Source organism: Cupriavidus nantongensis, assembly GCF_001598055.1.
In the GTDB taxonomy this organism is placed as follows: domain Bacteria; phylum Pseudomonadota; class Gammaproteobacteria; order Burkholderiales; family Burkholderiaceae; genus Cupriavidus; species Cupriavidus nantongensis.
Genome location: NZ_CP014845.1, coordinates 96,544 through 109,478, shown reverse-complemented (window position 1 = coordinate 109,478; position 12,935 = coordinate 96,544). Strand labels below are relative to the sequence as shown.

Below are 12,935 nucleotides of genomic sequence, written 5' to 3'. Positions count from 1 at the left end.
ATATAAGACATGGCCGCAACGGCGCCGGATCCCCCTACAATGAGTTCACGCTGTTTGCTTCGACCCACGGTCGGCACGCCAAACGATTTTTCTCAAACGCGCCTTATCTTAGGAAACTGACATGGCCCAGTATCAAGACGACATCAAGGCAGTGGCTGCTTTGAAAGAAACCCAGGGCAGCGCCTGGAATGCCATCAACCCCGAGTACGCTGCCCGCATGCGCGCGCAGAACAAGTTCAAGACGGGCCTGGACATCGCCAAGTACACCGCCAAGATCATGCGCGCCGACATGGCTGCCTATGACGCGGACCCGTCCAAATACACCCAGTCGCTGGGCTGCTGGCACGGCTTTATCGGCCAGCAGAAGATGATTTCCATCAAGAAGCACTTCAACAGCACCGAACGCCGCTACCTGTACCTGTCCGGCTGGATGGTCGCCGCGCTGCGCTCCGAGTTCGGCCCGCTGCCGGACCAGTCGATGCACGAGAAGACCGCGGTCAGCGCACTGATCCGCGAGCTGTACACCTTCCTGCGCCAGGCCGACGCCCGTGAACTGGGCGGCCTGTTCCGCCAACTCGACGCCGCCACCGGCGCCGAAAAGGCCGCGATCCAGCAGAAGATCGACAACCACGTCACCCACGTGGTGCCCATCATCGCCGACATCGACGCCGGTTTCGGCAACGCCGAAGCGACCTACCTGCTGGCCAAGCAATTCATCGAAGCCGGCGCCTGCTGCATCCAGATCGAAAACCAGGTCTCCGACGAGAAGCAATGCGGCCACCAGGACGGCAAGGTCACCGTGCCGCACGAAGACTTCCTGGCCAAGATCCGCGCCATCCGCTACGCCTTCCTGGAACTGGGCGTGGACGACGGCATCATCGTCGCCCGCACCGACTCGCTGGGCGCCGGCCTGACCAAGCAGATCGCCGTGACCCGCCAGCCGGGCGACCTGGGCGACCAGTACAACTCGTTCCTGGATTGCGAAGAACTGTCGGCCGACCAACTGGGCAATGGCGACGTCATCATCAAGCGCGACGGCAAACTGCTGCGCCCGAAGCGCCTGCCCAGCAACCTGTTCCAGTTCCGCGCCGGCACGGGCGAAGCACGCTGCGTGCTGGATTGCGTCACCGCGCTGCAGAACGGCGCCGACCTGCTGTGGATCGAAACCGAAAAGCCGCACATCGCCCAGATCGCCGGCATGGTCAACGAAATCCGCAAGGTCATCCCGAACGCCAAGCTGGTGTACAACAACAGCCCGTCGTTCAACTGGACCCTGAATTTCCGCCAGCAGGCTTATGACGCGATGAAGGCCGAGGGCAAGGACGTGTCGGCCTATGACCGCGCGCAGCTGATGAGCGTGGAATATGACGACAGCGAACTGGCGAAGCTGGCGGACGAGAAGATTCGTACGTTCCAGGCTGATGCGTCGCGTGAAGCGGGGATCTTCCATCACCTGATTACGCTGCCGACGTATCACACTGCTGCGCTGTCGACGGATAACCTGGCTAAGGAATACTTTGGTGACCAGGGGATGCTGGGTTATGTGGCTGGTGTGCAGCGGAAGGAAATTCGTCAGGGCATCGCTTGTGTGAAGCACCAGAATATGGCTGGATCAGACATGGGGGATGACCACAAGGAGTACTTCAGCGGGGAAGCGGCACTGAAGGCGGCGGGGAAGGACAATACTATGAATCAGTTTTGATTCTGGTGGGGCACCCTAAAGTAGAACGCCAACCCGTGAGGGTTGGCGTTTTTCTTTTATGAAGCGAGATGCTCCCTGGTTGCTGCTTTTGAAAATCACCGAAGAGACCGCGCCGCGTACACGCCGAACGCTGATGCCGAATCTTCTCAAAATCCGTGAGAAGTCGTGATACAAGTCGTTCGGCGACGCGTAAAGGGCTAGAGTGCAAGGACAACGGACGGCAGTAACCGGCTATGACTGGTGGGTCCACTCATATGACGGCATGACTGAGGCTTACCGCGTCTACCGTAATCTCCCGCTGCCCCAGGGGGGCACCGAAGTTTGACCCGGCTTAGCTTGAACCCGGCAACGACCCGCCTCTGCAGCGGTATTTGGAAACCCTCGATGAAACCGTCCGTGAGGCGGTCATCAAATCACGTGTCGGTCAGGGTCTATTCCGCGAGCAACTGATTCAGCGTTGGAATGGTAAATGCTCGACCACGGCCCTGCCGAAGGCAACTGAGTTCCTGATTGCTTCGCACATTCGCCTATGGACCTTGTGTGACACGGTGGCAGCGAATATCACCGGCGAACGGCTTGTTGCTAACGCCGAATTTTGACAAAATGTTCGACCGAAGCCTGATCTCATTTGATGCGAACTTCAAAATGGTGATTAGTCCCAGGCTTCTGCTAGGGCTTCAGTTGGCCTTCGGTCTAAGCCCGCAGTTGGGGCTGAAGCAACGTCATAAACATCAGGCAGTCGGTCAGCAGCTTCACATGGGCGGCTGCTTCATGCTTAGCTGAGTCATTCGAAGCAGAGATTCGAATGGTCGCAGCGATCAACACGAGGCAGTCGCCGATCAACGACTTATGCGACAACTGCTCAGCCACGCGACTCAGTTAGTTGCAAGCCGATGAGACTGATGACCGACTGTGTGGTCTGTTTGGTCGTCTCAACCTGAGCCTCCTCCAGGTAGCTGGTTAGACTTAATAGCACCTCCTATTGCTTGGAATGTACCTAGCCCAATAGGATCGATTCAGGTGACTACGCCGGAGTATGTCGAGTAGCGCCGCTGCATGATACGGGACTGGGCGGACCGTCCCGACCTTTGGGAGTAAAGGGCTGAGGCAGCCAGCATGCACTTGAACTTGGCCGTGCAGTTTGATGCTATGTCGCTGTTGCCGAGCTCGGCAGCGGACGTAGCAGACGAGTAGGGCACCTACTGCGCTCTTTCTCAGCCACATATTGAGATTGGCGAACGCCCTCCGATTGATGTCGTTACCCAGACCCTGTTGATAGAATTAGCGCGTCTCTCCGCGGGCCTAGGCGGCAAGCAGAGGTTGGCCGAATACTGGATCGGGCGGATTGCCTACTGCAAGCATGTCCGGAAAGGACACTGACGACGGCTGGACCGCATTGAATAAATTGGAGATTGCTTATGATCGGTGATTTGAGTGGGTTCAAGGGATTGGCAGACGGACAAGGAGATCTCGCTGCGGCAATTTGGCAACTGGATTCAAAGTTTCCTGGGGTGGCGAACTTTCTTGCTTGGAAAGAAGCGGTCTTCACGGCCCAACCCCAGTACTCTCATGAAGCCCCTGGACTGGCTGATCATCAGCTATATGTTGCTCGTCGCTGGATCGACCTTGCGAATAGGGATTGTCTGAACGCGAGAATGGATCTAGCACGGGGCCTGATTGTTGAAGAGAAGCCTGGCGGCGATTCGGCGCAGCGTACCCGGTCGAGCGATGTAATACGGACTCAGCTCAGGAAGCTGCTTTTCAACATGTTGAATGCGCGTCCGGCGTCGCGATCGCTACAAATCTATGAGGTCATGACAGCCTTTCAGACGGCAGCTGGCGAGTCGTTGAAGACCTATTGGCAAGAGTTCTCTGATGTCGTGGACGATCTGAGCGAGAAGTCGTACATACAACACAATAAGAGAGGTGGCTCCGGCGTGTCGCTCTTTTTCAGGGGACTTGCATTTGATGCTTGGCAGGACGAAATGATGACGAAGCGATCCCGACCGGCACCCGCACCTGTACCCGCAAGCAATACTTACATTTTTCATTCGCCCGTGGGCGCGGTTCAAACCGGGGACAACTCGGTGGCACACATCCAGCAGTCCGCCGATCAGAGCCAACTCGCCGGCTTGAAGAGCGCCCTTGAGGCAGTTCTCGCTGAACTCACCAAGGCGAATCTTCCTGAGGACGAGCGGGAGGAAGCGAAAGAGCTGGTCCGGACCACCATTGCCGAAACCGAAAAGCAAAAGCCGAACAAGCTTTCGCTGAAGTCCTTGCTTGGTGGAATTGCCACAACAATGCAGACGCTCGGCTCTACCTCCGATGCATACACAGCCGTCAAAGCAGCTGCGACCGTGGCTGGCATCACGCTTCCTTAGGATCGCTGTGCATTCAGGCTGGGTAGGCGACGGTTTTGGCAATCGCTCCAAGATACTCGAGCAAGGCGCCCACCGGCCGTGCAATCATCAAGTTGCTATGGACACGGACGATGAAGAAGAGAAAGAACCATGACACGACCCATACGGGTCAAATCGGAGTCAGTTGGGTCACATGGATTGTGGAGGGGCTGTGGGGCTGCGGAGTCGAAGTGGTCTCCGCCCACAATGACAACAGCATCGATGTTCTTATCTTCCTCAAGCGCAGCGAAAAGACGGGTGGTTACGCTGGTCCGACGGGCGACGTGATCTTCGCTCAGATCAAAACCGGATACCGAAAGTCGATGCCGCCAGTGACCGGCACGTACAACTTGAGTCTGGGTCGTAAGCATAACGAAGCACACTTCCCTCGCTGGCTCTCAATGCCTGGTCCCGTGATCATGATTCATGTGACGCCTCCGCGGTGTTGACGGCGGTGTAAAAGCGACAGTAAATGGCGGCGTATGGTTGGGTCAGAAGGTCAACAGCAAGGGGCCGCATGCGGCCCCTTGCTGTTTGGGTTGGATGGTGCAGGCTAGAACGGATCGTCGAGGCTTTTCTCGGGGGGCGAGCGCTGCTCACGCAGCAGGTCATGCAGTGCGAGCTGGTAGTGCGCGCAGATTCGCTCGCGTAGATCGTCGATGAGTTCGACGACGGCGAGGGCCTGTTCTGGGGACCAGTTGTCTGGGATCAGGAAGTCCAGCCCGTTGGTGATTCCTGAAGGCAGGTGCAGATGCGTCATGATGGCTTTTTCTCCGCCCGGGCCACGCTGCGTTTCTTTGCTCGCTGATCGGCCCGCTCACGCGCTTCCTTGACGCGATACGACTCGCCCTCGATCGCGATGACTTCGGCACGATGCACCAGTCGGTCAACCAGCGAGACGACGCAGGCGGCGTTCGGGAACACCTCCGACCATTCGGCGAATGGTCTGTTTGTTGTAACCACCGTACTGGTGGCGCCATATCGGCGACTGATGAGCTCGAACAGCAGATCGGCATGTCGGTTCGAGTACGACAGGTAGCCGACCTCGTCGATGACCAGAACGTCCGGCGAGGCATAGCGGTGCAGGCGTCGACGCAAGGCCGAATCGCTGTCGAGGGCGGCCAGCTCGCCGAGCATCTGGCCGGCGGTGGTGAACAGCGCTGTGTGCCCTTGGACGAGCGCCTGATAGGCCAGATTCAGCGCCAGGGTCGATTTGCCGACGCCGTTCGGGCCGATCAGCACGACGTTGGCCGAGTCCTTGACGAACTCCAGCGACATCAATTCTTCGACGGCGGCCCGGTCGCAGCGCGTCGGCCAGGCCCAGTCGAAGTCGCACAAGGGCTTGAAGTTGCCCAGTCGGGCATCCCGGATGCGTCGCTCCAGCGAGCGGCGCGAGCGCTCCTCTTCTTCCCATTGCAGCAGCGGCGCCACCCAGCCGGCGTCGGCGACCTCCGGCCAGTGTGCCAGTAGCCCATGCAGGCGCAAGGCGTTCGCACGGCTTTGCAGGTTCTCAGGCGTGTTCATTGGCATCTCCCGTGAGCTGATCGTAGATGTCGAGGCGGTGGGGTATCACCAGCTTGTCCTTGTGCCGGACGTGTTCAGGTAGATGGATACCCACGGGCGGCGGTGCCTGGCGCGCCTCGCGCCGGCGCTCCAGCGCCAGGCGCACCGGATTCTGGTGAGGCGCCGCATCGCTGGCGAGGATTTCCTCGATCGCCGCTTGCAATTCAGCGGCGCCATAGCGGTCGAGCAGCCGCAGCAGGTGGGTGGTGATGTTGCCCAGATTGCCGCCCCGTTCCGCTGCGCGCTGCAGCAGCGCCTGGCTGGCCGGCGCCGCCCGAGCCAGATGGTCAAGTCCGCGATGGTGGCGGGCTTCGCGTTTGCGTTCGACCAAGGCATTGATGTGCGCGGCAATCTCTATCTGCGCGCCGCGATCGTAACTGCGCTCATGAGTGGCGAGCAGTTCCGTGCCATCGAGGATGCGTACCTGCCGGGGACTGGCCCGCACCGTGAGCGTGCGTCGCACATGCGTATGCGGGATCGTGTAGTCATTCAGATCGAAGCGCACATACGGTGTCTTGCCGACCTTGACAGCCAGTTGCAGTTCGCATGGATAGGGATTCTCCGGCAAGGCGAGCAGGCTGGGCTGCTCGCGGGAGAACGCCTCGCGTACGCTGATCGTCGGTTCTTCCCGGCAGGGACGATCGGCCGCAAGTCCCGCACACCAATGGGCGGCTTGGGCGTTGAGCTCATCGAGGTCGGTCACGGTGCGTCCGGCGAAGAAGCTCTCGCGTACATAGCGGATGGCGCGCTCGACGCGCCCCTTCTCGTTGCCACGGGCGACGGCAACCGGCCGGGGCTCGTAGCGGTGATGCGCCGCGAACGCGAGCAGTGTCGGATGGAAACGGATCGCATCGCCCTGGCGTTCCAGCACGGCACTCTTCAGGTTGTCGTAGAGCAGGACCCTGGGAAGGCCGGACCAGGCTTCGAAGGCACCGGCATGGCCGGCCAGGAAGCTGTCCATGCGTGCATCAAGGTAGAAGCGCAGATAGATCTGCCGCGACCATGACAGCACCATCACGAAGGCCATCAGCGGCCGGCGTGCGCGGCCGATCTGCAGATGGCCGAAGTGACCCCAATCGACTTGCCCTTGTTCGCCCGGCAAGGTACGCAGACGCAGATAGGCTTCCGGCTGTGGGCGCGGCCGGTGCAGCGCGATCATGTGCCGGAAGTGGTGCTGGCTCCCGCGGTAGCCGCGTTCGGTCACCATCGCATACAGGCGGCTGGCCGTGAGCGACGGGAACTTCTTCAACGTCTCATGGATGAATGGCAGGTAGGCGTCGATCTGCGACGGCCGCTGCACGCTGCCAATCCTGGGCAGGCCGGCCTGCGCCAGCACACGCTGGACGGTGTCGCGGTGCACATGCAACTGGCGCGCGATGGTGCCGGCGCGCCATTTCTCGACGTGGTAGTAACGCAGGATCTGGGCTTCAAGTTCTACTCCAATGGTCATGGGTCGTGTCCTGTGCGGTCAGTCGTACGAACATCACGGAAGACCCGACGACGCAGTGGTCCGAGGCGGACAAAGCCCGAATATGTGCAACGGCAGAAGTGGCAATGCTCAGGCACCGGTGTTGAGGCGCCAGCGGGCGCCGGTGCTCTGGCCGGCGTCGTCAAGGTCAGCGGCAGTAGAGCATCGGCGGCCTGCGCGGCGGAACCCTGATGCGTCACTTTCTTTTGGCGACAGCGGTAGCGGCGCATCCGCTCCGCGTGCGCCAAGCGGCCGCGGCGGCTGCGTTGATAGCGCTGAGCGGCCTCGCGCAGGCTGGCGCGACGCGCTGCTTGCGAGCAGCCGCCATTGCAGTAGATCTGACCGCGGTCGCAGCGGCGGCAAACAACGACCTGCGCCCGCCATGGGCGCACACAAAGAGGCGGCCCGTGGCCGGCATCGGCGATCCCCCAGTCATGCCGAAACGGCCTCGACGGGATGGACGAGCCGTGCCATACTGGCTCGGCACGCGCGCCCTTGGCACGAGTGGGGCACGACATCGGGATGAACTTGGCGGTTTGGACCGGTGTCGTGCCTGTTTCTTTTCGGCGGTAAAGCCAACCTTTTTACCGCATCCCCACTGCGACGTCACCACCTTGCGGAATGCCCATCACCGGGCGCGTCTGCACTCGCCCTACGGGCTCGCTCCGACGCGCCCGGTGGCCACCTTCAATATCGAATCAGAAGACCTCGAGACAATCCTGCAATGCAGGAGTTGCTCCGCATCTTTAAGCCGCGCCGCCGTTTAGTGCCGGTTTTAGACAGCCATTCACACGCGGATTACCAAGAAGGATCCGGTAGCATATTGGGCCGACTTGAGAGATCCACAAACCTGTGCTACGCCGGGCTGCGTCAAATTCGACGTGAAACGCAAGTTTGATGGGCAAGGTAAAGGCGGTCTCTACAACCTTTGCTGGCGTTGGGCGGAATTGCGCAAACTTCCGACCTTGACGGCCCCGGGTAGAATCCAATGGTCCAAGGATCACACTCCCCTACAAATGCAAGCGCTCTCGGGGAACTTCCACGACAGGTGCCGTGGCTTCTATGCCGATTGGATGGCGCATAGCAAGGCACATCCCAGGGACTTCATTGCTCAGGTTACTAACAGAGGATGGCGTCACATGACGCGTATCGGCCGCCCCAAGCAGACCATGTTTCAATCCCTGTTGCTTCTCTCCGTGGCTAGCATGATGTTGGAGCGATCCTCTAGCCTTATCCCGAAGCGGCTGAACAACACGCAGGAGAAGACCCTCCCAAATGGAACCAAGTGGGCGCGGTACTACGAAGCTGTGACAGCACGGGTGACCTTCTACGAGCGACAGGAGGCAGTGGTTCGAGTGATCATTGAGTGCACGGAGACAAGACCTGCGCAATCAGACGGTCCATTCAGTCCGCTGGTCAACCGTACCCTCTACTCGATCTACGAGATCGCAAGAAGGCGGTAAGGGGGAAGTGTGCATGGGAGAAGCGTTGGAGTCAGACCTTGGACTGCTGCCGAAGCAACATTTGCGTTTTAAAGCACAGGACGCATACCCGAAACTGACCCGCATAGCTCCCCCAAGCACCTCCGCATTATGCCCTTTTCCTACGTGTGCGCCTATCGGCCATCTGCACTCAAGCCGCTAAGCGGTGCTCGTAGTGCGGATCTTGCCAATCATCGGGGATCTCGTAACGAGCAGCCAGACTGTGAAGGTAAGGATTCAGCCAGCGCTGCACGTGCGCAGGCAGCGCTCAGTCTGAAGTTGGTGACACAAACGACATCGGAGCCTTCCTCGGCTTTGAGACGTGTTGAGCGACGCGGCGGTCAGTAGATGGCCGATCTTGGACGGCTGCCCACCACCAAATCCTAGTCGCGCTGCCGTTATGTCCTGGGAAGCGGCGCTCGAGAGCTCAGAGCCAAAGGGATAGCGCGCGCTTATGGCCGCCCGGGAGGCGCCATACCCACCCAACCGTCTGGCAACACTGCGGCCAGTATTGCGGCCAGGGCGGCACTAGCCACGAGACAATTTACCGCAAACGTAAAATCGCTGGAGCAGCTGCGCGACATCCCAACTGGTCAAAGCGCGAAGAATCTGGCAAAGCCGCTGATAGCGTCGATGAGCGCATACCGCTCACCAGCTCCGCTCCGAAAAGGAAGATCGGAGGGATTGTCCAGAACAGGCTCAAGAGAGACGAGGAGCCGCGCCGTCAAGCTCCCCAGCTAGTGGTTCCGAAGTGAAAAAGGCGGAAGGACGTGTGAAAAGAGCCAACCCCTGTATCATTCGTCATAGGTGCGTGGCGTTGAAATTGGGGTCGCCTCATTGTCGGGCTGAACCACGCCGCGACGACATTTCTGCTTAAATATGAATACCGACCACCGTTGAAATGATGAATCTCGACGACAAGACGATTCGCAAGTTTTTGATCGCAAGGCTTGCGTCCCTATCGAACAAACCGAAGGCAATTATCGAAGAATTGCGTGTGCACAACGGTAACGCAATCGCAGACGTTGTGGCGATTCTCAAATACGCTCACTGCTATGAAATAAAGGGCGATACGGATGCGGTGCGTCGAATCCTCGTTCAGCGTCAATTTTACGATTTAGCTTTCCGCCGAATCACCCTAGTCACAACTGATCGCCATCTCGACAACGCGTTGCACCTAGCGCCTAGACACTGGGGAATTATGATCGCGTCTCAATCACGGGGAAGCGTAGCGATCAGATATGTACGGAACGCAAGTCGGAATCCACTTTATGACACGCGTGTGGCGCTAATGACGCTGTGGAAATCGGAGCTACTTAAAGTCGCGCTACCGATTTCACCTAAGAAATTGGATAAGCTCACTCGCGCCCAGTTGACAGATTTCATTGCCCTTAATGTGGGTCGAGGAATGCTGTGTGAACAAATTGGCGATCGACTCGTAGACCGATCCAGCTACGCCGAGAAACTCTTAAACATATAGCTCATATGCGCGTTTATGGTCGGTTTTAACACACTGGCTGGCGTCACCATCACCCCTGTAGAAACAGTCCTATCCCAAATGAATTGATCGCCAAACGAAAATGAGGGCTGGCGGTAGAATGTTTTGGTGGCAAGTTGCGCAAAAATATCGTTGTACTGCAAATTACCGCGTGGATGAGTTTTGAGTGCGCCCCCGCGCGCAATATAATGTATATCGCCATGCGAATAAACCACTTTCGCGGTCATGACGTTATACATTACCTCTGGTGCGAGCTTAACATCCGAATACAACGGACTAACAATCGTATAATCCCCGCAGAATAGCTTTGAACCTCCCAGTTGCTTACGCAATGCCCGATAGATCGCTATCTCCACGCGCGGGTGATCATGCTCGGTTAGTACTCTAGTCACATCGCTGATCGACGGCGGTATTGAGGAGCCTGTCACAATGATCGCGGAGAACTTTGCTGCAGCGGAGGAATCGTGGATGAATTTTGCCAGCACATTAGCGCGCTTCACCGGGCCCACCGCCGTGCAAACGCGGTTGTCGAGAACGAGAATCCAATGCGTAAATAATCCGTTCCCACGTTTTAGTAATTGATCAATTTCGTGGGCAACTAATGCGTAGTTCTCGAAATCGTCTGGTTGCAGACGGAGAGAAATTGTCGTAGCAATCAATTTCCCCGCTTCTTTTGCCTTAAAAACTGCTTCGTTTCTTCCTGTTGCGCGATCAAGGCCCACGACGGGCGCAAAATTAAGGTGCCCGAGCGATTTCAGAACGTAATTATAATTGTGCTGACCATCTACCAACAGCGAGTCGTCGATGTCGAAGTTATCCAGAAAGAACATCGGAAACTGCTTGAGATGCTTCGCAATACTCTTCGCCCCCCTATCAACCATGCCCTTGAACCCATCCGCCGTCATTCCGTCTTTTTTAGGCAAATCAATGAAGGGGACGATAGAAGACTTGATCGCTCCATCCAAGGTCGACAGGGCACCAATCTCACCTGTTTTCAGTTTGAGAAATGGAACGTAGTTATTCATGACCAAAAAGCATCCTTCGAATATTCACTTCATTAAGTACTGTCGCGAACATATTCTTTCTCGAAGACTCGCGTTGCAGCCGCCCGGCGACAATAGCGGGGTGTACACCGACACGCCGCGCAAATTCAAACAGGTTCTCTTCTGTTGGCGAATACTTTACATTGGCGCTACGCCAATCACTACGACTAATAAGCGAGTCTCCAGCAAGGCGGTCGGCTTGCTCCTCGATCAATCCTTCCGGTGCGGCATCCAAATCCTCTAGGATGGGGTCCATCAACATCTCGCGATGAAGTACGATGTGAGCCAATTCATGCATCAATGTGAACCAAAAGATGTCGAATCGAGGATACCGGAGACTGAGCCCTACGACAGGACGTCCGTCGTCAAGACAAAAAACTGCGCCATCGAGCTTCATACCTGGAATCGAGGCTTCATAGATCAGCACGATTCCCTTGTTCAACAGTAACTGCTGCAACGAGAAAACCTCTTTGGGGTCGACACAGAGCCGGGCAATCTCGTTCAACTCAATCGCGGAAAGTCCGTTAAACGGGACGAGTTCTGTTGACGCTACAAGCAGCTGGGCCTGCTGGCGGATTCTCGAAAGCCACAATCGACCAAGCGCTTCGCTTGCGTCAGATCGCCTGCGATAAAGCGCGCCTTTAGCCGAGCGTGCTGTGTGCACCTCGCGAAAAAAGTCGTACTCTGCGAGCCTGGGATTTTCTCCTAAGTGTTTTTTTGGAACTTGCGCTAGCAAAATCTCAAATTCCAAAAACGACTCGTAAAGGTCTTTTGCGTCGGCGGTGCCTGCGGAACTGACAGGGAAGTCGTCGAATTGATCTGCCGTCACTGACCCACCTCAAACTGAGTAGCTGTTTCCTGTGGCATCTCGAAATACTTTAGCCTCGCCTTGTCCAAAGCGGCGAAAGGCTTCATTCCGATCTGCTCATAAAACGGTACGGCACGCGGTAGCGCATGCAACGAGAAACCCTGGCGAAGCTTCAACTCGTCGGTGGCGTATGCCATCGCAGCCTTAATCAGAAGACTTCCGATACCGCCGAAGCGGCGGGGCGACATTGGGTTCTTACGATTCCAAGGTGCCGACGCGATGTATTCGATGTAGAAGATGTCTCCAGGCTCTAGTTCACTCTTCTTCGGGTGGTAGATTAGACACGCACCTTGAGGAGCGTCATCGGCCATAAGAAATAACCAGACATACTCGGACGTCCGATAGGCTAAGGCCTTTTTCAGCCACTCCCAGTGGCTATCATCGATTTGGATCGACTCCAGTACTTCCGCTCTCTCTTTGGCAGAGTAATCTTTTTCTTTGATGAACTTCAAAAGTTGAAGATTGAAGACACCCCAGTTCTTATCACACCAGTGAGCTTTACCCAAATCCCAACCAGCCTGTATTTCGAATGAAATCTGTGCGCCATCGTGCCGCTGTATCTGACCTGCTTTGACAACAACGCCCTTGTCGAAAAGCGGGGTTTTCCAGTCCAGGAATGCCTTGATGTCTTCGAGTGTCATTGGCTGCGCCGGCCTTTTGTGATTCATATAAAGATATACATATCGGGCACCCTTGTCCAGCCGACGAACGAGGGGTGCCTTCGCATTTTCGCCAAAGATACGTTGGCGCTGCGGTACGAAATTTTGTAGCCGATCAGTTCTAGTAGAAATGGATCCCGCGCTCGATGAGCACCTTGCCCTCGTCGCTGCCCTGGAACACTCCTCCTTCAGCAATTCATCAGCAGTTCGCCGTCGGGGGTCTCCGAATATCGCTGCCGCAACAGCGTCGACAG

The 12,935-nt window shown here is 57.2% G+C and carries 13 protein-coding genes; 7 read left to right on the top strand and 6 right to left on the bottom strand.

The window, feature by feature from the left end; genetic code table 11:
• Positions 1-121 precede the first annotated feature (121 nt).
• The 5 genes from A2G96_RS21880 to A2G96_RS32725 all read left to right on the top strand — a co-directional run bounded on the left by A2G96_RS21880 (position 122) and on the right by A2G96_RS32725 (position 4,550).
• On the top strand, positions 122-1,702 hold the full coding sequence (locus tag A2G96_RS21880) for an isocitrate lyase (RefSeq protein WP_062802342.1): 1,581 nt from the start codon (positions 122-124) through the stop codon (positions 1,700-1,702).
• Positions 1,703-2,073: 371 nt separating this feature from the next.
• On the top strand, positions 2,074-2,301 hold the full coding sequence (locus tag A2G96_RS34425) for a hypothetical protein (RefSeq protein ID WP_167354393.1): 228 nt from the start codon (positions 2,074-2,076) through the stop codon (positions 2,299-2,301).
• Positions 2,243-2,485 (top strand): HNH endonuclease, encoded by a 243-nt coding sequence (locus A2G96_RS34420; protein WP_417926436.1) that lies wholly within the window; start codon positions 2,243-2,245, stop codon positions 2,483-2,485. Before A2G96_RS34425 ends, A2G96_RS34420 begins: the two co-directional genes overlap by 59 nt.
• A 635-nt stretch (positions 2,486-3,120) precedes the next feature.
• Entirely contained in the window at positions 3,121-4,083 is a 963-nt protein-coding gene (locus A2G96_RS21870; RefSeq protein WP_150124226.1) for a hypothetical protein, read from the top strand.
• A 110-nt stretch (positions 4,084-4,193) separates the two neighbouring features.
• Positions 4,194-4,550, top strand: coding sequence for a DUF4365 domain-containing protein (locus A2G96_RS32725; protein WP_082819067.1), 357 nt, complete (start codon positions 4,194-4,196; stop codon positions 4,548-4,550).
• Positions 4,551-4,654: 104 nt separating this feature from the next.
• Here the strand turns inward: A2G96_RS32725 and A2G96_RS21865 are convergent, their stop codons facing one another.
• Genes A2G96_RS21865 through istA form a run of 3 tightly spaced genes read right to left on the bottom strand, consistent with a single transcriptional unit; the run spans position 4,655 to position 7,114 of the window.
• Positions 4,655-4,861, bottom strand: a complete 207-nt coding sequence (locus tag A2G96_RS21865) for a hypothetical protein (protein WP_062797544.1) — start codon at positions 4,859-4,861, stop codon at positions 4,655-4,657.
• Positions 4,858-5,625 (bottom strand): IS21-like element helper ATPase IstB, encoded by a 768-nt coding sequence (gene istB / locus A2G96_RS21860; RefSeq protein WP_062797542.1) that lies wholly within the window; start codon positions 5,623-5,625, stop codon positions 4,858-4,860. The genes A2G96_RS21865 and istB overlap by 4 nt, the downstream gene beginning before the upstream one ends.
• Entirely contained in the window at positions 5,612-7,114 is a 1,503-nt protein-coding gene (istA, locus tag A2G96_RS21855) for an IS21 family transposase (protein ID WP_062797539.1), read from the bottom strand. The genes istB and istA overlap by 14 nt, the downstream gene beginning before the upstream one ends.
• A 1,157-nt stretch (positions 7,115-8,271) precedes the next feature.
• Between istA and A2G96_RS21850 the strand changes: the two genes are divergently transcribed.
• Together A2G96_RS21850 and A2G96_RS33450 are read left to right on the top strand one after the other, a co-directional pair.
• Positions 8,272-8,595: a hypothetical protein gene (locus tag A2G96_RS21850; RefSeq protein ID WP_062802339.1), complete on the top strand. Its 324-nt coding sequence runs from the start codon at positions 8,272-8,274 to the stop codon at positions 8,593-8,595.
• Between the two features lie 919 nt (positions 8,596-9,514).
• Complete coding sequence (locus A2G96_RS33450) at positions 9,515-10,093, top strand: sce7726 family protein (RefSeq protein WP_197672313.1); 579 nt, start codon at positions 9,515-9,517, stop codon at positions 10,091-10,093.
• On the opposite strand, the gene A2G96_RS32720 is transcribed toward A2G96_RS33450, so the two are convergent.
• Genes A2G96_RS32720 through A2G96_RS21840 form a run of 3 tightly spaced genes read right to left on the bottom strand, consistent with a single transcriptional unit; the run spans position 10,066 to position 12,663 of the window.
• Complete coding sequence (locus A2G96_RS32720) at positions 10,066-11,136, bottom strand: beta family protein (RefSeq protein WP_082819066.1); 1,071 nt, start codon at positions 11,134-11,136, stop codon at positions 10,066-10,068. The genes A2G96_RS33450 and A2G96_RS32720 overlap by 28 nt on opposite strands.
• Positions 11,129-11,983: an ImmA/IrrE family metallo-endopeptidase gene (locus tag A2G96_RS21845; protein WP_150124225.1), complete on the bottom strand. Its 855-nt coding sequence runs from the start codon at positions 11,981-11,983 to the stop codon at positions 11,129-11,131. Before A2G96_RS21845 ends, A2G96_RS32720 begins: the two co-directional genes overlap by 8 nt.
• On the bottom strand, positions 11,980-12,663 hold the full coding sequence (locus tag A2G96_RS21840; RefSeq protein ID WP_062802337.1) for a GNAT family protein: 684 nt from the start codon (positions 12,661-12,663) through the stop codon (positions 11,980-11,982). The genes A2G96_RS21845 and A2G96_RS21840 overlap by 4 nt, the downstream gene beginning before the upstream one ends.
• Positions 12,664-12,935 lie beyond the last annotated feature (272 nt).

Coding starts and splice junctions, on each gene's coding strand:
- A2G96_RS21880 (WP_062802342.1), top strand. CDS start 122: ATGGCCCAGTATCAAGACGACATCAAGGCAGTGGCTGCTTTGAAAGAA.
- A2G96_RS21870 (WP_150124226.1), top strand. CDS start 3,121: ATGATCGGTGATTTGAGTGGGTTCAAGGGATTGGCAGACGGACAAGGA.
- A2G96_RS32725 (WP_082819067.1), top strand. CDS start 4,194: ATGAAGAAGAGAAAGAACCATGACACGACCCATACGGGTCAAATCGGA.
- A2G96_RS21865 (WP_062797544.1), bottom strand. CDS start 4,861: ATGACGCATCTGCACCTGCCTTCAGGAATCACCAACGGGCTGGACTTC.
- istB (WP_062797542.1), bottom strand. CDS start 5,625: ATGAACACGCCTGAGAACCTGCAAAGCCGTGCGAACGCCTTGCGCCTG.
- istA (WP_062797539.1), bottom strand. CDS start 7,114: ATGACCATTGGAGTAGAACTTGAAGCCCAGATCCTGCGTTACTACCAC.
- A2G96_RS21850 (WP_062802339.1), top strand. CDS start 8,272: ATGACGCGTATCGGCCGCCCCAAGCAGACCATGTTTCAATCCCTGTTG.
- A2G96_RS33450 (WP_197672313.1), top strand. CDS start 9,515: ATGATGAATCTCGACGACAAGACGATTCGCAAGTTTTTGATCGCAAGG.
- A2G96_RS32720 (WP_082819066.1), bottom strand. CDS start 11,136: ATGAATAACTACGTTCCATTTCTCAAACTGAAAACAGGTGAGATTGGT.
- A2G96_RS21840 (WP_062802337.1), bottom strand. CDS start 12,663: ATGACACTCGAAGACATCAAGGCATTCCTGGACTGGAAAACCCCGCTT.